The sequence below is a fragment of the Ahniella affigens genome (genome assembly GCF_003015185.1).
GTDB classification, from domain to species: Bacteria; Pseudomonadota; Gammaproteobacteria; order Xanthomonadales; family Ahniellaceae; genus Ahniella; species Ahniella affigens.
Window position 1 is genome coordinate 4,647,425 of the sequence record NZ_CP027860.1, and the last position, 20,106, is coordinate 4,667,530.

10 protein-coding genes are annotated in these 20,106 nt (G+C 61.9%); 2 read left to right on the plus strand and 8 right to left on the minus strand.

Translation table 11 applies throughout. The annotated features are described in order from the left end of the window. Positions 1-154 precede the first annotated feature (154 nt). The 3 genes from C7S18_RS17935 to C7S18_RS17945 all read right to left on the minus strand — a co-directional run bounded on the left by C7S18_RS17935 (position 155) and on the right by C7S18_RS17945 (position 6,766). On the minus strand, positions 155-3,460 hold the full coding sequence (locus C7S18_RS17935) for a hybrid sensor histidine kinase/response regulator (RefSeq protein WP_240623925.1): 3,306 nt from the start codon (positions 3,458-3,460) through the stop codon (positions 155-157). Between the two features lie 16 nt (positions 3,461-3,476). Further along, the gene (locus C7S18_RS17940) at positions 3,477-4,469 is read right to left on the minus strand and encodes an alpha/beta hydrolase family protein (protein WP_170113339.1); all 993 of its coding nucleotides are present in this window, start codon (positions 4,467-4,469) and stop codon (positions 3,477-3,479) included. A 95-nt stretch (positions 4,470-4,564) separates the two neighbouring features. Beyond that, the gene (locus tag C7S18_RS17945; RefSeq protein ID WP_240623926.1) at positions 4,565-6,766 is read right to left on the minus strand and encodes a TonB-dependent receptor; all 2,202 of its coding nucleotides are present in this window, start codon (positions 6,764-6,766) and stop codon (positions 4,565-4,567) included. Positions 6,767-6,886: 120 nt separating this feature from the next. On the opposite strand from C7S18_RS17945, the gene C7S18_RS17950 reads away from it, so the two are divergent. Then, the gene (locus tag C7S18_RS17950; RefSeq protein WP_106894094.1) at positions 6,887-8,200 is read left to right on the plus strand and encodes a GntP family permease; all 1,314 of its coding nucleotides are present in this window, start codon (positions 6,887-6,889) and stop codon (positions 8,198-8,200) included. A gap of 94 nt (positions 8,201-8,294) precedes the next feature. Here the strand turns inward: C7S18_RS17950 and C7S18_RS17955 are convergent, their stop codons facing one another. From C7S18_RS17955 to C7S18_RS17975, 5 genes are all read right to left on the minus strand, one after another. Beyond that, positions 8,295-13,730, minus strand: a complete 5,436-nt coding sequence (locus C7S18_RS17955) for a choice-of-anchor D domain-containing protein (protein ID WP_106892859.1) — start codon at positions 13,728-13,730, stop codon at positions 8,295-8,297. Positions 13,731-13,883: 153 nt separating this feature from the next. Continuing rightward, on the minus strand, positions 13,884-14,549 hold the full coding sequence (locus C7S18_RS17960; protein WP_170113340.1) for an FHA domain-containing protein: 666 nt from the start codon (positions 14,547-14,549) through the stop codon (positions 13,884-13,886). Next, complete coding sequence (locus tag C7S18_RS17965; protein WP_146151993.1) at positions 14,542-15,960, minus strand: serine/threonine protein kinase; 1,419 nt, start codon at positions 15,958-15,960, stop codon at positions 14,542-14,544. The genes C7S18_RS17960 and C7S18_RS17965 overlap by 8 nt, the downstream gene beginning before the upstream one ends. A gap of 74 nt (positions 15,961-16,034) precedes the next feature. After that, positions 16,035-16,880: a M48 family metallopeptidase gene (locus C7S18_RS17970; protein WP_338022126.1), complete on the minus strand. Its 846-nt coding sequence runs from the start codon at positions 16,878-16,880 to the stop codon at positions 16,035-16,037. Positions 16,881-17,047: 167 nt separating this feature from the next. Then, positions 17,048-18,985, minus strand: coding sequence for a formylglycine-generating enzyme family protein (locus C7S18_RS17975; RefSeq protein WP_106892863.1), 1,938 nt, complete (start codon positions 18,983-18,985; stop codon positions 17,048-17,050). Between the two features lie 45 nt (positions 18,986-19,030). Here C7S18_RS17975 and C7S18_RS17980 point away from each other — a divergent pair, with 45 nt between their 5' ends. Further along, complete coding sequence (locus C7S18_RS17980) at positions 19,031-20,098, plus strand: ribonuclease D (protein WP_106892864.1); 1,068 nt, start codon at positions 19,031-19,033, stop codon at positions 20,096-20,098. Positions 20,099-20,106 lie beyond the last annotated feature (8 nt).

Consider the following 20,106-nt stretch of genomic DNA (forward strand, 5'->3'; position numbering starts at 1 on the left):
GCTATTTGAAGGCGGGCCGCCCGTTTTTCTTGCGGTTTACTTGCGAAGCAGATGCTTCGTTATGCTGACGACACCGAACTGCCGCAAGTAGCCCTCTCCCCAGCCCTCTCCCACTCGCGTGGTAGAGGGAGTAGATCGCCTCCGCAAGATATCCCTACAACGCCGACCCCAAGCGACTCATCAGCGACTTCAGAGCCAATGGCCGCACGGGCTTGTACAGCAAATGACATCCGGCTTCGGTAACCGCCGCCTGCACCGCTTCGCTGTGATCAGCCGTAATCACGATTGCTGCGCGCTCGGACCACGGTGGGCCTAGCCGGCTGCGCAAGGCCAAGCCGTTCTGGCCGTCGTCGAGATGGAAGTCGAGCATCAACAGATCCACTTCGTGCTCGCGCAAAATGGCCGCTGCCTGCTCGGCGTCAGAAGCCAAATGCACGGTGCAGGACCAACGCGTCAACAGCGCCGCCATCCCGTTCAGCACTGCCCGATCGTTGTCGACGACGAGCACTCGGGTCGCCGGCAGGATCTCGCGCTCAGGTGTCACCGTCGCGGGTTTCCGCGTCCGCACCGTCGCGATCGGGACGCGGACTGAAAAGACTGAGCCGCGCCCTGGTGTGCTTTGCAACACCAACTCATGCGACAACAGATCGGCCATGCGGCGCGCGATCGCCAATCCCAGGCCCAAGCCCTGGCTGCCACGATCCAGTCGGCGGAACTCCTCGAAGATCAGATCGCGATCCTGTTCGGCAATTCCGGGCCCGGTGTCGTACACCGAAATACACGCGAAGCGGCCTTGTCGACGCACACCGAGCAGCATCTTGCCGCGACGCGTGTAGCGGATGGCATTGGCCAGGAAGTTCTGCAGGATTCGGCGAAGCATCTGCGCGTCGGTGCGCACCCAGAGCCGCGAACTGCGCCAGCAGAGCCGCAGTCCGCGTTCTTTCGCCAGCACATCGAACTCGCGCCCGAGATGCTCCAGCACATCCGCCAGCGGCACCGCTTCGAGCTTCGGCTGCATGGCGCCAGCGTCCAACCTTGAGATGTCGAGCAAGCCTGCCAACAACGACTCGGCCGATGTCAGCGCGCCGTCGATCTGCGCCACCGAATCACGCACTTTGAGGCTCTCGTCGCTCTGCGCCAGCGCGTGCGTGAACAAGTGCGCAGCATGAATCGGCTGCAACAGATCATGGCTGACAGCCGCCAGAAATCGCGTCTTCGCCTGGTTCGCGCGTTCGGCCGCACGACTGGCCTCGGCGAGCTCGGACGTGCGCTCCTGCACGCGCTGCTCCAGCGTTTCGGCCGCTTGTTGCAACTGCCGCTCGTTTTGCCGGAACGCGGTGACGTCGGTAAACGTCGCAACGAAGCCGCCACCCGGCATCGGATTGCCACGGATCTCGATCACCGTCCCGTCCGCAAACCGACGCTCGGCGACGTACGGCGTCCCGGCGCGCATATGCATCAGGCGCTTGTCGATCTCATGTTGCAGGGCTTCGGCGTCGGCGAAGCGGGTGGCCAGATTGTGCCGAAGCAAATCTTCGATCGGCGTGCCCACCTGCAATAACTCTGGTGGATACGCAAAGCGCTCGGCGTAGCGTTGATTCCAGGCAACCAGCCTCAGAGCGCCATCCACCACACTGATGCCCTGGCTCATGTTCTCCAGTGCCGCCTCCAACAATTGCTGGTTGAAACGCAGCGTGGCCGACGTTTCGCCGACAAAATCCGCGACGCGTTCGGGGTCGGTGGCACGACGGGCCGCGTCGACCAGCAGGCGCGCACTCGCTGAGCCAATCACCGGCGCCAGTTCGCGCTCGATTCGGGCGACGCGGTCCGCATCAGCGATCGGCGCCGCACCTTCGAACAACTGCGCCGTCGCGACCGGTGGCAGAAAACGCGCGACGAGCGATCGGAGCAACACACTGTCGATCTGCTGCGGAGCATGACTCGCTTCGCGCGGTCGGCGATCCGAGCGCCAGAGCAACACGGCGATATTGGCGACCTGCGACAACACTGTGGCGCGAGTGATCGCGTCCCAATCGCCGATCCATGGCCAGAAGCGTGGATGCAGAAATGCCAGCGATTCGGACCACGACCCGATCGCACTCTCCAGAACCGGTGGCAACACCATCCAGAGCCAGACGAGGAAGCCACACATCAGGCCTTGCCGCAATGCGCGGGCCGATCGTTGCGGGCGATATACGGCGGCAATGACCGCAGGGGCGAGCAATGCGAGTGCCGAGAACGACAGTGCGCCGATATCGGCCAGCGCCTGGGCGGCATCCATCGCACGGCTGTATGCGTAGGCGAGCGCCAACACGAGCGCAATGGCGACCCGGCGATGCCACAACACCCGCGGTCGCCAGTCGCGTTCAATCTGCGTCGCCTGGCGCAACGTCAGCGGTGCGATCCAATGGTTCGCAATCATGATCGACAAGGTCAATGCGACCAGAATCACCATCCCGGTTGCCGCCGACACGCCGCCCATGAAGGCGAGCACGGCCAAGCCATGGTGACCGTCCTGTAACGGCAAGCCGAGCACGTAGAGATCGGACGGCAAGGTGCCACCGAGACGAAGCGATCCGAGCCACGCGATCGGCAATGTCGGCGCCGCAATCAACAGCAGATAGACGGGAAACCACCAGCGGGCGCGCTTGAGGCGATCGGGCTCGTCGAGCTCGACCATGCCAACATGAAACTGATGGGGCAACGTGAACATCGCGACTGCACCGAGCGCGGCCAGCGTGACATAGCTGCTATCCAATCGCGGCCATTGCACGAGCCCGACCGGATCCGGCAATTTCAGCCATTCGCTGCCGGCGTACAACCCCAACGCGAGCATGGCGGCGAGCTTGAATACCGACTCGAATGCAATGGCCAAGACCAGGCCGCGGTTGTGCTCGGTCGCGGCCGCGCGCCGGGTCCCAAACAACATGGCAAACAGCGCCATGAATACCGCCACCCACAGTGCGGCGTCCTGCCACGCGGGCGTTTGCGCAACACCGCCGGTCAGCATCGCAAAGCTCATGGCGACGGCCTTCAGCTGCAGCGCCACATAGGGCACCATGCCAATCAGCACCACGGCCGTGATAAACGCTGCGAGACGGGAGTCCTTGCCGAATCGGGACGCAATCAGATCAGCGATCGACGCCGAGTTTTGCGCCTTGGCCAGACTCGCGATTCGAATCAACAGCGGCGTTGCGAGTACGAAGACCAGAATCGTGCCAATGAACGTCGGTGGCAAAGGTGTTTGCCAGCGGGCCGCCTGGGTCACGGTGCCATAGAACGTCCAGGCCGTGCAGTACACCGCGAGCGACAGCGTGTAGATGGGGGTCCAGTAGCGCTGAAAACGTTGGCTCTGTCGCTCGCCGAATACTGCGACGGCAAACAGCACCAAGGTCCACACCAGCCCGACCAGGGCGACAATGCCGGCGTTCAACATGGGCGCCTGACCCGCAACAGACATGGCTGCCCGGATTCGATTAGTTTGGTTCGGTCAAGCCAAAATGCAGGAAAACCGCATCCAGCCATTGCAGCTGTGCGCCGTGTTTCTGATCGTAGGCCTCGCCTGTGTAGCCCCACCAGTCCCAGCATCCTTTTGGATTCAACGGCATCAAACTCGATACGGTCTGAGGATACAGGAGGACCAGATGGCGGGCATCGGCTTGACGATGCCAATCCGGATCGGCCGCGAACGCGTCACCGATCTTCTCTCGGTTCATTTCGCAACCATGAAAAATCACATGCAAACCGCAGGCTTCCTGTTCGCACGCGGCTGGTACGTACAAAAAGCCAGCGTCGTCGAGTTTCGCATTGCTGGCCAGTTCCGGTTTCAGGTTCTGGTCGAAGACCAACAGCTTGCCGGGCGCGCTTGGCGGTGCGCTGGCGGGCGATGCCGTTGCGGGCTCCAGCGCCGTAGCCATTGCCGCCGCCATGTCGAATCCGCAATCGGCCATATACCCGGCATCTGGTTGGCAATTCCCAGCTTGCGAGCGCGGCCACAGATGCCCATAGGCTTGATCCAGACTGACTTGCAGCGGCGCGGTCGGGGCAATGCCCTGCTGAAAGGCGATGGCCGCTTGGCTGACGATGTTGTTGACGATCGGATCGCTGCTGCCATGCGCGATGAACACGGGGTCATCGGCAAGCCCGGCGATCGGATCAATCTGGCCGGCGTCGGCGAACGTCGTCGCTCGGGCAATGAGTGCCGCAACGTCTGGCGCGGGCGTGCCCTTCATGCAATCGGCAAGCGCTCGATCCAGACTACCTTGGGCGCAGCCGTATGGGCCACCCGCGAGCATCGCCGCAGCATGGATGCGGGTTGAAAATGCGACATGCGCCTGCGCCGCCATGTAGGCACCCGACGACACGCCAGACACGCTGACGCGCGCGGGGTCGATTTTCAGTACCGGCAGGGCGGGCGCCGGATCGGATCGGCTGCACCCCGTCAGGCAACCTAAGCCGATGAGTGCCATCCATAAAAAACCCTGCGACCCGCTTTGCCACATGGAGGGTTGGGCAGAAACAGCGGGACGCAGGGAGTCAAGCACCAGGGTGAACTCCGTTGGGATCAGTCAAACGTATATGTGGCAGCCAGCGTGATCTGGCGTGGCGGACCATAGAAGCCCGTCAGGATGCCGAGCACGGGGATGTTGTAACCGGTGGTGCGATAGGCCTTGTCACCCAGGTTGCTGCCTTGCAGCGACACGGTCCAAGGACTGTCCTCGCCGCGCCACACCAGGCCCGCATTGAACAAGGTGTAGCCAGACTGCGCGATGGCTTCGCTGAGGTCCGTCGTCGGGTAGACCTTGTCCTGATAGCTCGCGCCCGCACGCGCCATCAGCTCGCCACCAAACAGTGGCCACGTGTACGACATGTTGAGCGCCGCCGAGAGCTCGGGGGCATTCGTGAAATACTGCGTGTCCGATATGTCGACGTCGCGACTGATGAACTCGTCGTACTGCGCATCGAGCCAACCCACATTGCCGCTGATCCGGAACTGCTCGGTCGGGGCGAACTGGAGCTCGAGTTCCAGACCTTGGATGTGCGCCTTACCGGCGTTCGTGAAGTCACCAAAGAACGCGTCGTTGACGCCATCGCCGTTCGAGTCGAACGCGCTGAACACCGAGAGCTGGATGTCACGATACTGGTTGTAGAAGTACGACGCATTGAAGAACACCGTCTGATCGCGCCAGGCCTGCTTGGTGCCGATTTCGAAGCTGGTCACCGACTCGTCGTCAAACGGGCGTGCCGACTGCGGCACTGCCAGCGTGTTCGCACGGATGTTGAAGCCACCACTCTTGAAGCCGCGACTGACGATGCCGTAGAGCAGAATATCGTCGGTCACGCGATAGTCGACCGAGATCTTTGGCGATGCATTCTTGAACGTCACACTGTCATTGAAATCAGCGGGCGTCGCGACGGGCGTCGTGAAGTTGGCATTCGCAAATGCCTGGTTCAACACATCGGCTGTCTTTTCTTCGTCGGTGTAACGAAGGCCGGCCGTGATCGACCACGCGTCGTTGATCTTGTACGTGCCTTCGCCATACAGCGCGAGCGACGTGGTATCCACGACGCCATTCGTCGTGCCGAACGACAGGTTGCGGAAGTTGTTGAACACCGTGCCACCAGCGGAACCATCGAACCAGAACAGACCAAACACACCGACCAGGCTGTCACCGGTGTAGTTGAACTGGAACTCCTGGCTCAGCTGATCGTCCGAGTACAGTGCGCGCACGTCGGTGATCTTGTTCGGCAACATGTCGAAGTCGATGTTCGTATCGGTATCCGACTCGCGGTACGCCGTCACCGACTTGAACCACCAGGCTTCGTTGATATTCCAATTGATGGTCGCCGCCGCGCCGTCCATGCTGGTGTCGTTGACGTTCGGCATGCCGCTCGCAATGTCATAGCGATCATCGAACGGCGGTGTTTGCAATGGGTCGAACGCGTTGAATGCGTTCAGCCGCTGACCGCCACGGACGCCACTTTGATCGTCCATGTGATCCGCGCTGATCAATACGCTGACCGTGTCTGACGGATAGAACCCGAGCGATGCACGGCCAACCAGGATTTCCTTGTCGCTAACCGGCTGTTCGTTGAAGCGATTTTCGCCAAAGCCATCGCGGTTCAGCGAGGCCAAAGACACGCGGGCCACCACGGCGTCCGAGCCCAAGGGCGCGTTGATGCTGGTCTTGACGTCGAGCTGGTTGTAGCTGCCGATCGCAATGGTTGTTGTCGCCGAGAAATCCGGCAGCAACGGCTTGGTCACATACTTGATGGCGCCACCAATCGTGTTCTTGCCGTACAGCGACCCTTGCGGGCCACGCAGTACTTCGACGCGGTCGATATCGATCACATCGAGCAACGCACCTTGTGGGCGGGCAATATAGACGTCGTCCAAGTACACCCCGACGCCCGGGTCGACACCCCACAGCGGATCGGATTGGCCGATGCCACGAATATAGGCCGTGACCGTCGAACTCGAACCGCGAGCGGCATAGACTGTGAGATTGGGGACTTCGGCATCGAGATCGCTCATGTCCTCAATATTGAGGTTCTCCAGTGCCGTCTCGGTAAAGGCGGTCACGGCCACGGGGACATCCTGCAGCGTTTCTTCGCGTCGGCGCGCCGTTACGGTGATGGTTTCCAGCGCCGACTCAGACGCTGGTTCATCCGACTTGCTCGCCGCCGGGTCCTGGGCGAACAGACTGGTGCTGGCCAGCGCCAGGGCAACCGCGAAAGCGATGGGGCTCTTTTTCAAATTGGTCATGGTCCTCTCCCCGACGCGGAAGGCGTCGATTCACCCCTGCAGGTTAAGTCCAGGTTAATTGCCGTGCACCTGTACCTTGGTCCAGTTCCGATCGACCCGGTTCTGGTTGAGCATGCCGTCATGATAAGCCTTCTCGGATTGCTCGCAGCACTGACGCTCTTGATCGTGCTGACCATGCGTGGCATGAACTTGTTCATTGCCACCCCCTTGTGCGCGTTGTTGGTAGCGCTGAGCGGCGGCATTGCGCCGCTGCCGTTGCCGGATTCAACGGCGCCCAACATGGTGGGCCTGTACATGAGTGGTTTCACCAGTTTCATCGCGAGCTGGTTCTTCATGTTCTTGCTCGGCTCGATTTTCGGCAAGGTCATGGAGGACACGGGCTGCGCTGACAGCATCGTGCAATCGGTGGCGGGGCGTCTCGGCGTCAAACATGCAGCGCTTGCGGTCGTGTTGGCCTGCGCCGTGCTGACTTATGGTGGCGTCAGTCTGTTCGTTGTCGCGTTCTCGGTTTATCCGATGGCAGTCGGATTGTTTCGACAGGCTGACCTGCCGCGGCGATTCATCCCGGCCGCGCTGTCGTTTGGTTCGGTGACTTTCACGATGACATCGGCCGGCTCGCCCGAGATCCAGAACTGGATTCCGATCGACTACCTCGGCACGAATCAGTATGCCGGCTGGCAGGCGAGCATCGTGGTCGCCTTGTTCATGGCGGTATTCGGCTACTGGTGGCTACGTTGGATGATCCAGCGTGCGGTCAGGCGCGGCGAGCGCTTCGACGCCCGTGACAACGACCCGGTACCAACCCGCAAGAGCTTGCCGAATCCCCTCGCCGCGCTGTTGCCGCTCGTCGCGGTACTGGGCATTTCATTCGCGCTGCATGAGCGTTTCGAGACGGCCGCGCTGATTGTCGCGTTACTTGCCGGTGCCGTCACCGCAGCGATCGTGGGTTGGCAGCATCAGCAAAAACCGGGGCAAGCGTTGGCTGATGCGGCCACGGGTGCGCTGATTGCGATCGGCAACACCGCCGCGGTCGTTGGCTTCGGCGCGGTGGCGAAGGCAGCCCCCGCGTTCCAGGATGCGGTCACCTGGGTTACCCACTTGCCGGGTGGCGGTTTGGTTGGCGCGGCCATTGCGGTGAGCCTGATCGCCGCGATGACCGGCTCGGCATCGGGTGGCCAGGCGATCGCGCTGCCGATCATCTCGCCAATCTATCTCGGCCAGGGCGTTTCACCGGATCAATTGCATCGCGTCGTGGCAATTTCGTCGGGCGTGCTCGATTCGCTGCCGCACAATGGCTATGTCGTCACGACGATTCGTGCCATCTGTCAGGAAACTCATGCCCGCGCCTATCCGTCGGTTGGAGCCATGACGGTGATCGTGCCACTGCTTGGACTCGTGCTCTGCATCGCGCTGTTTGCGCTCGGGCTGAGTTAGTCAACCGGCTACCACTTGCAGATGCAACGATGCTGGCTCCGTGAATGGATAGCGCCCGTGGCACGTCACGGGCGCTTTCTGTTGCCAGGCTCGTTCAGAGCAAGTCCTGCCAGTCGGTCTGGACCGTTTGACCGGTGACCAGCGGCCGGGTTTGCGCCCATTGCAGGGTCCAGCGACCGTCGCCGTCGACGCGCTTGCGCGCCCAGTACTGCACGGATTCACCGGACGCGCCGACCTGCTTCAGGATCAACTGCGCCTGATCGACAGGCCAGTGTTCGAACGGCAATGCGGCGATGCGCGCGGTCAGTTGTTTGGCATCGACTTGCACCGGTGCAACGGCATCGAAACTGTCACTGAACATCAAGTCGGGCATCAGACCCGTGCCCGTGAGTTGCGTGCTCGCCGCGCCACTGCCATCGTGTATGACATTCAAAGTGGCCTCGAAACTGCCGCCGAGCAATGGCGAAAAGCGAATGTGCAGACTGCAAGTGGCCGCGGGCGCGAGCACCAGGGGCAACGCCGCGCTGCAATCCCCGCCATCCACCCGTTCGAACGGCGCATTCAGGCCCGACAGCGCCGTGATCGTCAAATCGGCGTCACCGGTATTGCCAAGGCTTAGCGTTTGCGTTGCGCTGACCGCGCCAACGTTGACGGCACCAAAAGCCATGACCGCGGGGCTTTGCTGCAGAACGCCCTGTATGCCCGTGCCGCTGAGTTGGATGCTGGCCGAGCCCGCGTTGCCGGCGTCTATGGCCAGGCTTTGGCTGCTGCCGCCACGTTGGGTCGGGGCGAATGCCAACTCCAGCGTGCAACTCGCACTCGGGTTCAGCACAAACGGCGCGCTCGCACAGCTGCCACTAGCGCGGATGAATGGCGTACTGGGCGCCGCAAGGCTGGTCACGTTCATGGCCTCCCCGCCGACATTGCTGACGGTGACCGTGGTTGTCGCTGAAGTCTGACCCACACGGACTGAGCCAAACAGAATCTGGGTCGGGCTGACCTGCAGTTCTGCCGGACTCACGGTGCCCGTGCCGCGCAGTGTCAATTGCTGATCACCCGTGCCCATATGCGTGAACGTGATTACCTGCTCGGCCAAACCTGCAGCCGTTGGATTGAACCGAAACTGCATGCTACAGCTCGAACCGGCAGCGACGATCAAGGGCAGATTGTTGCCGCAGCTACCGCCCGTTTCGCGTGTGAACGGCGCCAGCACGCTGCTGATTGATTGAATGCGCAGGCCCTGCGCCGAGGCATTACTCAGCGTGACGCTCAGCACCGCACTGCTGGACCCAATATCGACCGAACCAAACTCCAGCACGGCAGCACTCAGGGCCAGCGATGCCAAGGGCGGGCTGGCGACTTCATCGGCACCGATATCACGCTCGCTCGCGGCGCGCGCATCGCCATCGAGATCAACCGCGACTGCGGCAAGATGGATGGCAGCCGACACGGCCGGACTCGCGAGCGGGCTGGTCTGCACATGCAGATCAGTATCGGAAACAAACAGCGGCTCATCGAACTGACTATTTGCGTCATCACCCGTGATGGTGCGCCACGCATCCAGCGTGGCCACCGATGTTCCAAAATTGTTGATGCTGGCGAACTGTGCGGCCGGGCCGCTACTCCAGTAGAGATTGGCATCAGCGTCGATCGTGCTCATATTGTTGGACGCGAATCCGAGCACGCGCGCGCGCACCGATGCCAAGCCGCTGGTCTGCCGGTTGGCGAGAATATTGTTCTTCAAGTCGAGCACCGGCACGCCGCTGGCATTGATGCGCAACGCGTAACTCGAGTTCATGTTGGCGGGCAGCGCGCCGCGATCGCCATACAAATGCACCGCGTTGTGCCATATCGACACCAAGGTCGGCGTATTTTGCACGATGTTGATGCCGGCCAATTGCTCGCCGGCTGCCGCGCTCGCTTGCAGATCGCTGATCATGTTGTTGACGATCACCGACGTCGTGCCTTCGCCGAGCGCCAAGCCGAGCACGCCTCGGCCTGGATAGCGGCTACGGAGGCCCGTGATCACATTGCGCGACACCAAGCCATTGTCGAATCGGCCAACTGTCGCCAGCCCATCCGAACCGAGCGCCATGCCTACCAAGCGTGCGTCCTGGCTGCTGTCGATGCCGCCAATGCGATTCAGGCTGACCTCAGCGCCGGTGACGGCCTGCAAGTCGATGCCGATCCGGCCCAGTGCCTCGTTGCCGGTGGCGGCCAGATCGTTGCGCGTGATCACCGCGCCACTGGACAAGGCCCCCGGACCACCGCCGTACACGGCGATGCCCACCGCCGTTTTTCTGAACGCACAGTTGTCGATGCGCACGCCGTTGTTCTGAGCGCCAGTGCTGAAGACGGCGGCGCCAACCTGGATGCCCGTTTGCGTCGTCTGTCGACTAAGGCCTTGCAGCTGCAAGTTGCGGAACGTGTTGTTGTCGGCACCGGTACCGGATCGATAGGCATGAATGAGCGCGCCAAAACCGGGGCTTTCGTTGATCAGTGTCAGCTCGCGCAGACTCGGCGTGCCGGCGACCTGATCGGTGCTGCTGGCCAACGTGGTGGAGCCATCGATCGTCACATTGTCAGCCGCCTCGATGCGGATCAAGGCATTGAGACTCGATCCACGAATCACCCGCGCCGCACCGACCGGACGAATCAGCACGCTGCTGCCGGCAGCGAGCTGACGCAGCGCATACGTCCCGGTCTCGTCGTTCAAGTCGCTCATAATCTGCAATTCAATCGGCGTGCTGGCACCCAATGCCGACAACACCTGGAACGCGCCGCCGGGGTTGCTCAACGACGCAAAATTGCCGCCGCTACCCACTGTGTAAGTGCCGGACATCTCGCCCCCGACGGTCAAGCTGCTCGCCATTTGGTCGTCGCTCGGCACCGTGTCGCCGCTGGCCGAAACGCTGGCGGTCCAGGTATACGCACCGGCGGTTGCCACCGCAGTGGCGGCGAAGTCCAATCGCGCCGTGGCGCCGGGGTCGAGGTGCTGAATGGTCAGCATGCGCTCGTACACAGGCATGTTTCCCGCATCCCGAATGGTCAGACTCACGGTTGCGTTCTGGATGCTGCTGCCACCGCGGTTTTCGATTCGGACACGCGGTGTGAACGATGCGCCGGTGGCGCGGAATCCGGGCGTCTGCGGCTCGTCGACCGCGAGGATGGCAGCATTGATGCTAGCCGGAGTGGTACCACTGACCTCGTCGGCACCAACATCGAACGGTCCCGCCACTGGCCGCAGGCTCTGATCGAAGTCGCGCATGACCAAAGCGTTGGCGGGCACGAGCGCGCGCAAACTGGACCCAGCCTGCAGATGCAGATTATCGGTGCCGACGTAAAGAGGATCGACACTGACGCTGGCAGCATCCTGCAAGGTGGCCTGCTGCCACGCCGCCAGCGTGCTGAACATGGCCTGTTCGATTTCAGCCACCATGGCCCCGGCGCCACTGGCGTGCAGGTTGTTCCAGTTACTGAGAAAGTTGGAATAGGCGGGTGTTGCAGTCAGTCGAATCGCACTGTGCCGGCCCGTGCCCGCGGCACCATTGCTACGCTGATTGCTGAAGCTATTGCCGTGATAGATACGGGTCGGAGATGCCTGGGTACTGGCAAACGCGACGGTCGGCTTGGCGCCTTGCACATTGCTGCCGAAGATCAGCACCGAGTTGTGCAGGATCTGGGTGCCGGACGAACCTTCATTGATGCCGATGAAATTACGGCTGGCGCTGATCGGGGCGCCGTTGACGTCCGCACCGAGGGCGACCATGTTGTTGCGCGCGGTCGCACCGGGCGCGAGCACATTGATGCCGGTAATCACAGCCGTGTCCGCGCTGCTTGCGGCATCCAGGCGCTCGATCCAGTTGTCGGCGATCACTGAACTGTCGTTGCTGATCACGCTGATGCCTCGAACCATGGTCGTGGCGCTGGCATGGGTATTGCGCAGATTTCGGATCGTATTGCCGACAACCTGCACATTCGCGATATTGAAACTATTGACGATGCCGTTGACGGACGCCACCGAACCCGTGCCAATACCGCCGGTGCCCGTCAGATTCTGGACGACGTTGTCGCTGATCACGCTGGTCGATTGCACGCTCAGAATGCCGGTGATCGCGTTCTGCGTACTGTTACCCAGCACGGTCATGGAATCGAGCATGTCGCCACCGACTTGATTGCCGCTCACGTACTGGGTCGGTCGTCCCGCCGGATTGAGCACAATGCCGATGACCTGAAAGCCAGCGGTAGACGTGGCTGCCGTGCCCTCGTAGCGCATGCCGCCGATCTGATTATTCGCGATCAGCAGGTCATCGTCCGACGTGCTGTTGATCCCGAGAATTTCGCTGGCGACGTTGCTGCTGCAGCTGACCGAAATCGAAGCCAGTTGCGTCATGGCGCCGACCCGATTGCCCAGAACCCGAGTTGGTCCGCGCAGCACGTGGAACGCCGTGAACACGGCACCGGCCGCGGTGCCGTTGGCGGCGGTGTTGAGATTGATCTGACTGACTTCATTGCCTTCGATCAGATTCTCCGCACCTGTGGCCAATGCAGTCAGTGCCACTCCTCGAAATTTGCCGCTGGCGCCACTGAAACTCATCACGCCCGTACCATTTGCATTGGTCGCGCCAATCACGTTATTGCGCAGCACGTACCCTTGAGCACCGCCATTGCTGTTGATGCTGTTGATTTCGATCGCACGAAAGACCACGGACCCGGTGAAGGTTCGCGGCGCCGTCTGAAACAGGCGATTGCCGTCCAACGTCCATCGATTGCAGCCATCGCCAAGAAGGATCAAGGCACTGTCCTGACCGGGTTGGAAGGCGTCACTGATGCGACTCCCGAGCACTTGGTTGAACTGATTGGCAACACTCGGCGTATTGGTGCTGCCGGAGCAGAACAATGCATAGCGCGGCGTGCCAGCGGCACTGGCGCCGATATCGAGGTCCTCGAAGACATTGCTGTCATTGCCAGTACCCGAAACGGTATCGCCCATTACACGAATCACATTGCCAGCGGAACCTAAGACCTGCAGTCGGGCAAGGTGATTGTTGCTCGCGCCATTGTGCAGGCCGATGGTGGCGTCCGCATTGGTTGGCAGATGGTCAATCGTCAGGCTGTTGCCGCCAACCCGAAGGCCATCGATCGTGACTTGGTCGGCGCCATTCAGGCGAATCAGGTCACTGCTGGAACCGGCGTTGCCGCTAATCGTGCGCGCGCCGCTCGGTCGGATCATGACACTGCTGTAGTTCGCTGCGCCGCTGCCCGAGGCATTGAGCTGAGCCATTTGCGTCTCGGTGGTATCGCCAACCACATCGACAATGACCGCGCCGGTATGGGTGCCCGAGTTGATGGCGTCGAAAGCAGCCTTCAGGGTCGCGTAGGTTGCCGGGTTCGGGCTGACGTTTACGTTCTGGGCGCCTGCCAGCGGCGCGGCGAGCAGGAGGCTCAGCGCCAACAGGAGCGGCAAGATGGCGCGAGGGCGCGCGGCGAGCGCGGGACGTAAAGGCAGATAGGCGGTCGGGCAGAACACGGTCGGAACTCCAGGACAGGGTTGGTTCCTGGTCAGTCTGCCCCGCTGGTCCCTGCCAATTTTGCAGGAAATCTGCAGACTCGGATGAGCGGGCGCTTGGGTCAGTCCCTTCTGGACATTCAGACCCGCAGTGAGTTCGGCTCGGATCCGAGCTCATTGCTCTGCAATCGAGTATCCGCGGCCGTAGTAGGAACGAATGATCGCGTCGCCGTCATTCAAGTCAGCGAGTTTCTTGCGGAGATTGCGGAGGTGACTCGCAACGGTGGCCTCAGCGACCACGTGCTCGCGCGGGTACGCCGCGCGCATCAACGCCAGCGTAGACAGAACACGCCCGGGCCGGCGCATCAACGCCGCGAGCATGCGAAACTCGATCTCAGTCAGCGCGCAGAAGCTATCACCGAGGCGCGCGACCAGTTGCTCGGCATCGAGTCGCAACCCGGCTGCATGCAGGCTGCTGGTGTCGATGGCCTGTACCGCTTGCACCATGAAAAATTGGAGTGCCACCGTGCCGAATCGACACAGATCGCCATCGCGAATCGGGCTCTCCACCGTCAGTGGCCGGTCGCCCAGGAAGCTACCGTTCTTGGAGTCCAGATCCTTGAGCAGCCAAGTGTCCTGACCGCGATTCAGCTCGGCGTGATAACGCGACACCGACACATCATCAATCTGAATCGTTGCGTCGTCGGCGCGACCAATGACAACGCGCGGCTGTTCGAGCCAGAAGGCATGACCCTTGCGCGAACCGGTCAGCACGACCAGACACGGTTGCGCGGCATGGCGTTGCGGCAGAGCGTCCAAAGTTTGGGTCGGATCAGTCATCGGCTGGCGAATCCGTTGCTGGCAAACATTCGGGTTGCGCGCTCGTGGCGGGTGCGGGCGACGCCGACGCGCGATTGGCATGTGCCCGCCGAACCAATTGATCGACGAGGAGACTCACGGCAAAGGCTGTCTGGGGCCGATCCTTGAAGTAGACCGCGGCATCGTCCTTTGCGAAGCGCAGAATATCGTCCAAATTGATTGCGCTGCCCGGCGTGCTCGGCTGAACCGAGCCAATCACGTGCGCGGCATAGGCGTTGAAATCTTCGTGTTGGCGCAGCTGCATGTTCGCGAGTTCCAACGCCGCTCGTTCTTGTTGCAGACTCCGGACGAGCAACACCGCAGCGGTCGCCACGGTAAGCATCAACGCCATCACCGACGCGACTTGCCAGCGATAGCGGCGCAAGAACTTGCCGATTCGATAGAACCATCCGGGCGGCGCCGCCAGAACGGGCTCCTGCTGAAGGTAGCGCTTCAGATCATCAGACAGTTCGCTGACTGACGCATAGCGTCGGCTGCGATCGGGGTCGGTCGCCTTCATGACGATCCAATCCAAGTCGCCGCGGAGCGCTGCACGCAGATCCCGAAGTCTGGTGCCCGCCGGATATCCAGCCACGGGCGCATCGGGCCCACCGATCAGCAGCGCGCTCGGCATCACCTCCTGGTGGTCACTAACGTGCCCTTCGCGTGCGCTCTTGGCCGACCACGCCGACATTGGCAGCAACCCAGTGAGTAACTTGCAGAGCGTCATGCCGAGCGCATAGACGTCCGTGCGGGTGTCGATATCGGCGTCGCCCTCTGCCTGCTCCGGGCTCATGTACGCGGGCGTGCCGACGGTACGGCCCGTCTCAGTCTGCGAACCCGGGACAGGCGCTGCCAACTTCGCAATGCCAAAATCGATCAGCTTGAGGGTGGGCGTCTGGCCGATGTTTTCGACCAGCAGATTCGCTGGTTTCAAATCGCGATGAATCACGCCGTGCTGATGCGCGTACATGACTGCGGCACACGCTTGCAGAAATACATTGACGCGCGCGGCCACCGACCAGTGTTGCTGATCAGCAAACGCATCGATCGGCAACCCATCGATGAACTCCATGACGAGATACGGGAAGCCTTCTGACGTATCGCCAGCATCGAACACTTGCGCGACATTCGGGTGCTTCAGCGTTGCGAGAATTTGCCGTTCGGACTCAAAGCGCGCGAGCCGATGTCCCGAACTCAGATCAACCCGCGTGACCTTGATGGCCACCTTGCGCTGCACGGGCTCGGTCTGCTCGGCAAGGTACACCGCGCCCATGCCACCTTCGCCGATGATCGCCTGCAAAACATAAGGCCCCAACACGCCGAGCTGGCGGGCCAATAGGTCTGACTTGAGACGAGGCTCGGAGCCTGGCTCGGTTGCAGTCAGGACCATATTTTTGAGCCCGTCATCCACTGTTGCAAGGCACCTCGGTCATCGAGACGTCGAATTCACGCTCGACGCGTCTGTCAAAAAGTTTGCTCGCATAGCGCCGCGCGGACTTTTTCCGCATCGGCCATCCAGGATTGCAGATTCTGAATGCGGGTCTCGCCACTTGGGTGCGTCGACATGAATTCGGGTGGACGTTGTCCGCCCGTCGCGCCCATGCGTTCCCAGAGCCCGATCGACTCATTCGGATCAAAGCAGGCGCCGGCGGCCAGCATCAGGCCCACGTAATCCGCCTCGGACTCATGTTCGCGGGAGAACGGCAGCATGTAGCCGAATTTGGCCCCCGCACCGATCGCCGCCATGACCATCTGCTGGCGTTGTGGGTCCATATCGCTCGTCGCAACGCCAGCGGCGACCGTGCCAATCTGCGTCAGTTTTTGATGCGCCATGCGCTCGGCGCCGTGGCGCAGGATGGCATGGGCAATTTCATGCCCCATGACCGCTGCGAGCGCATCCTGATTCTGTGCAACCGGGAGAATGCCCGTGTAGACCGCCATCTTTCCGCCAGGCAGACAGAACGCATTGGCCTGATCGGACTCAATGACCGACACCGCCCATTCAAACTGATCCCAAGGGGTATCAGCACCCACGCCGTTGGACTGCTTCAGCAAGGCCTCGACTTTCGGGCCAGCCGCTACCAGACGCTGCGCGATGTCACGCACCATTTCGGGCGTTTCGCCTTCGGTCACGATGTTGCCGCGCTCGCCACTCAGAATGTCGCGATAGGCCTGCAAACCCAACGCGACATCCTGCTCAACGGTGGTCTCGACCAACTGCTTGCGTCCGGTGAACGACGCTTCCTGACGATTGCTGAGGTAGTAGTAGCCGAGGTAACCCGCCGCCAGTATCAACACCCACCAGCGCATGCCTCCGCTGCGACGGGTACCCGCCATCATCCGGGATTCATTGGAATTGGAGCCATACGGTGTCATGAGGCGTGTTCCTTCGAGCGGTGCAAAGTCGATAGGCTTTAGTGTGACAGCAGACGCGGGCGTTGACTCAACCCGCCCCAAGCAGATCGCCAGGATGGCACTTACTGACTGAGATCGCGCGCCACGCGAAATCCGATTCGCGCCGTGCGCGTGTCAGCGCTCACGCCAAGCCGGTACGCAGACCGCACGTCTTCAGGCGCACTACCCCAGGAACCGCCCTTGATCGTACGACCGGTGCACCCGCGGTTGACCCAGGCGGCACCGGTGTCGGGTGCGCGCAGGAAGTTGTCGTGCCAGCAGTCCTCGACCCACTCGCTCAGGTTGCTGCCCAGGTCATACAGCCCGAACGGATTCGCGGCAAACTGCGCGACGGGTGCCGGTCCCCAGTAGCCATCGCGATAGTTGTCGAAGGCCTTGGTCCAGGTCCGGCGGCTGCGCGAGCGATCGCCTTCGCCGGTCAGATTGCCGACGACCGTTTGCGGCGAACCCTCACCCCACCAATAAGGGCTCTCAGTGCCGGCCCGCAACGCATATTCAAACTCGGCTTCCGATGGCAGCCGGTACCGTTGGCCCGTGCTCCGGCTCAGCCATTCCGCAAACGCCATGGCATCGTTCCACGATACGTACAACACCGGGTCACTGGTCTTGGCCCGACCACCCAAGTAGTCGTTGCGCCAGTTGATGTCGCGCTGGCGGGTGATGCGCCCGGTCTTTTCGTCGTACTGACTGGCCTCCCCGACCTTCTCCGCATCAGTCACGTACTTCGTTGCATTCACGAATTTGCGGAACTGCGACACAGTCGTCTCGGTCCGGGCCAACGCAAAGGGCTGTTCAATTCGAACCAGATGGCGTGGACCTTCATTGCCGTGCCGGCCTGGCTCTTGTTCATCCGATCCCATCGAGAACGTGCCGATCGGGATGACGACCATGGTCGGGCTGGTGGCCGAGCGATCCAGGAAGTTGTCGCTAAAGGTCTCGCCGGGCTGATAGTTGCCATAGAGTTGGGCATTGTTGAGCTGGCGCGCCACGTTGGCGAGTCGGTCGTCGCTGAGTCCCAACGCGCGCGCTTCTTCCAGTAGTGCTTCGGCACGACTGCGCTCGCGGGCTTTGAGCGCCAGCTCGGCGCGAGCCAGCAGATCGTCCGCAAAGCGATCACGGAAATTCGTGACCTTGTCTTGCACCTCTTTCAGCCGCGGATTGCCCGGGGCGACTGCCGTGGCCTCATTGAGCAGACCAAAGGCTTCGGCAAACGACTCGCTGCTGGCCGCGGCAAGCGCCTGATTCAGCAAGGTGGCCGCCAGGTCATCCAATCCGCGTTTGCCGGCGCGGTTGCGCGGGTCAAGGCTCAGCACCGCCCGATAGCTATCGAGTGCGCTGGCACCGTCGGGGTCAAGCAAATGCCCGGCGGCAAAACGCTCAGCCGCCTCCGTCAGCGCATCGGCAATAGCAGGCAGCACGCTGACGCGCCGCGCCAGTGCCGGCAGACGCTTGTCGGTAAGTTCGTAGCGGTCGAGCGCTGCCACCAGATCGAGCGCCAGGGCATCATCGCCTTCGTCCAAGGCATTGCCAGCCTCGTTGAAGAGCGAATCCAGCAACGCCTCCAGACCAATTCGCGCCTGGCTGTTTGCAGGATCGAGCAGCAACGCCTGCGTATAAAGCGACAACGCATTGCCATTTTCGGGCTGCAGCCAATGCTTGGCCGTCGTGGCCTGCTTGGCTTGTTCGAGCAGTTCGTCGCGCTTTGCAGCAGCCTCCGCGTCGAGCTCCGCAGCCGGCATATCCTCGATCGTCGCCATCGCGTCCGCCTCGACTGGCGCTGCATCGGGCTCATCCTCGGCTGGCGCTGCGTGGGCCTGCTCGGCCAGAGCCTGGATCCTGGCCTCGACCGGATTCGGGGTATCAGGTTTCGACCAGTCGATCTGTGACAGGCTCGGCCAGATCCAGCGCCAAGCCATGGCGATCGCGAGCATGCCAAGGCCCAGGGTGCTGCCCCAAACCTGTTTTCTGCTCATCTTGTCGCCTTGACGGCTTTCGCTCATGCGCCGACCTTGGGATGATTCCTGCTTTCTGGGTGACTGGTACGTATGGCTGATTGGATCGACAAGCAGGACCCGTTGCAAGCTTTGCTTGCCGAACTGAGTCAGGCCCCTGCCCTGGCACTGGATACCGAATTCGAGCGCATTCGCACCTATTGGCCGAAGCTTGCCTTGATGCAGCTGAATCCACCAAAACCAGCGGCCCTGGTCGATACGACGGCCCCGCTGGACTGGCAACCCCTGGGGCAGTTATTGGCCGATGCGCCGCTCTTGATCATGCACAGCGCGTCCGAAGATCTGGTTGCGCTGCGCGCGCTCTGGCCGCGGCCCGCCAAGGCCTTGTTCGACACCCAAATCGCCGCTTCGCTGGCAGGCGTCGGGCACAATTTGAGTTACCAGAAACTGGTTGCCCAGATGTTGGATGTGACGCTGCCCAAGGGCGAAACTCGCTCGGACTGGATGAAGCGACCGTTGAGCGCCAACCAGCTCGACTATGCCATTGACGATGTGCGCTACCTGAATGAACTGCATGCCGCGCTGGTCGAGCGCCTGGAACACCAGGGACGACTGGCTTGGGTCCTGCAGGAAGGCGAGCGGATGTTGACCCAGGCCGCCCGTACTGCAATCGACAGCAACTTGCACCACGATTATCGCAATGCCTGGCAGCTGAGCATCGAGCAGCAGCAGCGCTTGGATTTGCTCTTGGTCTGGCGGGAAGAGATGGCACGCAGCCTGGACCGACCGCGCACGTGGATCATGGAGCACGGCAGTGCCTTTCGCCTGGCCGAACAGACCCCGGCCAATCTGCAGGCACTCACCGGTGTGTTGAGCCAGGAACGGGCGTTTCCGAAGGCCAAAGCCCAGCAGCTGCTCAAGTTTCTGCATGAACCACAAGACCCTCGACCGGAGTTCCTGCCCGCTCCGAAACCTGCCGACAAGGCTGATGAGATCCGCTACAAGAGTCTGCGCATGAAAATCGACGCCCTCGCAGCGACGCTTGGTATTGATCCCGGTGCACTGATTTCCCGCCGGGTGCTGGAGTTTCGGCTGCGAACCGGGCAGTGGACCGTCGACACGGCACCTTGGCGCGCGGGCCTGCTGGAACCGTTGCTCTGAGGCGCTTT

Excerpts from the sequence above, each read along its gene's own strand:
- C7S18_RS17935 (WP_240623925.1), bottom strand. The coding sequence starts at position 3,460 with ATGTCTGTTGCGGGTCAGGCGCCCATGTTGAACGCCGGCATTGTCGCC.
- C7S18_RS17940 (WP_170113339.1), bottom strand. The coding sequence starts at position 4,469 with ATGGCACTCATCGGCTTAGGTTGCCTGACGGGGTGCAGCCGATCCGAT.
- C7S18_RS17945 (WP_240623926.1), bottom strand. The coding sequence starts at position 6,766 with ATGACCAATTTGAAAAAGAGCCCCATCGCTTTCGCGGTTGCCCTGGCG.
- C7S18_RS17950 (WP_106894094.1), top strand. The coding sequence starts at position 6,887 with ATGATAAGCCTTCTCGGATTGCTCGCAGCACTGACGCTCTTGATCGTG.
- C7S18_RS17960 (WP_170113340.1), bottom strand. The coding sequence starts at position 14,549 with ATGACTGATCCGACCCAAACTTTGGACGCTCTGCCGCAACGCCATGCC.
- C7S18_RS17965 (WP_146151993.1), bottom strand. The coding sequence starts at position 15,960 with ATGGTCCTGACTGCAACCGAGCCAGGCTCCGAGCCTCGTCTCAAGTCA.
- C7S18_RS17970 (WP_338022126.1), bottom strand. The coding sequence starts at position 16,880 with ATGCGCTGGTGGGTGTTGATACTGGCGGCGGGTTACCTCGGCTACTAC.
- C7S18_RS17975 (WP_106892863.1), bottom strand. The coding sequence starts at position 18,985 with ATGAGCGAAAGCCGTCAAGGCGACAAGATGAGCAGAAAACAGGTTTGG.
- C7S18_RS17980 (WP_106892864.1), top strand. The coding sequence starts at position 19,031 with ATGGCTGATTGGATCGACAAGCAGGACCCGTTGCAAGCTTTGCTTGCC.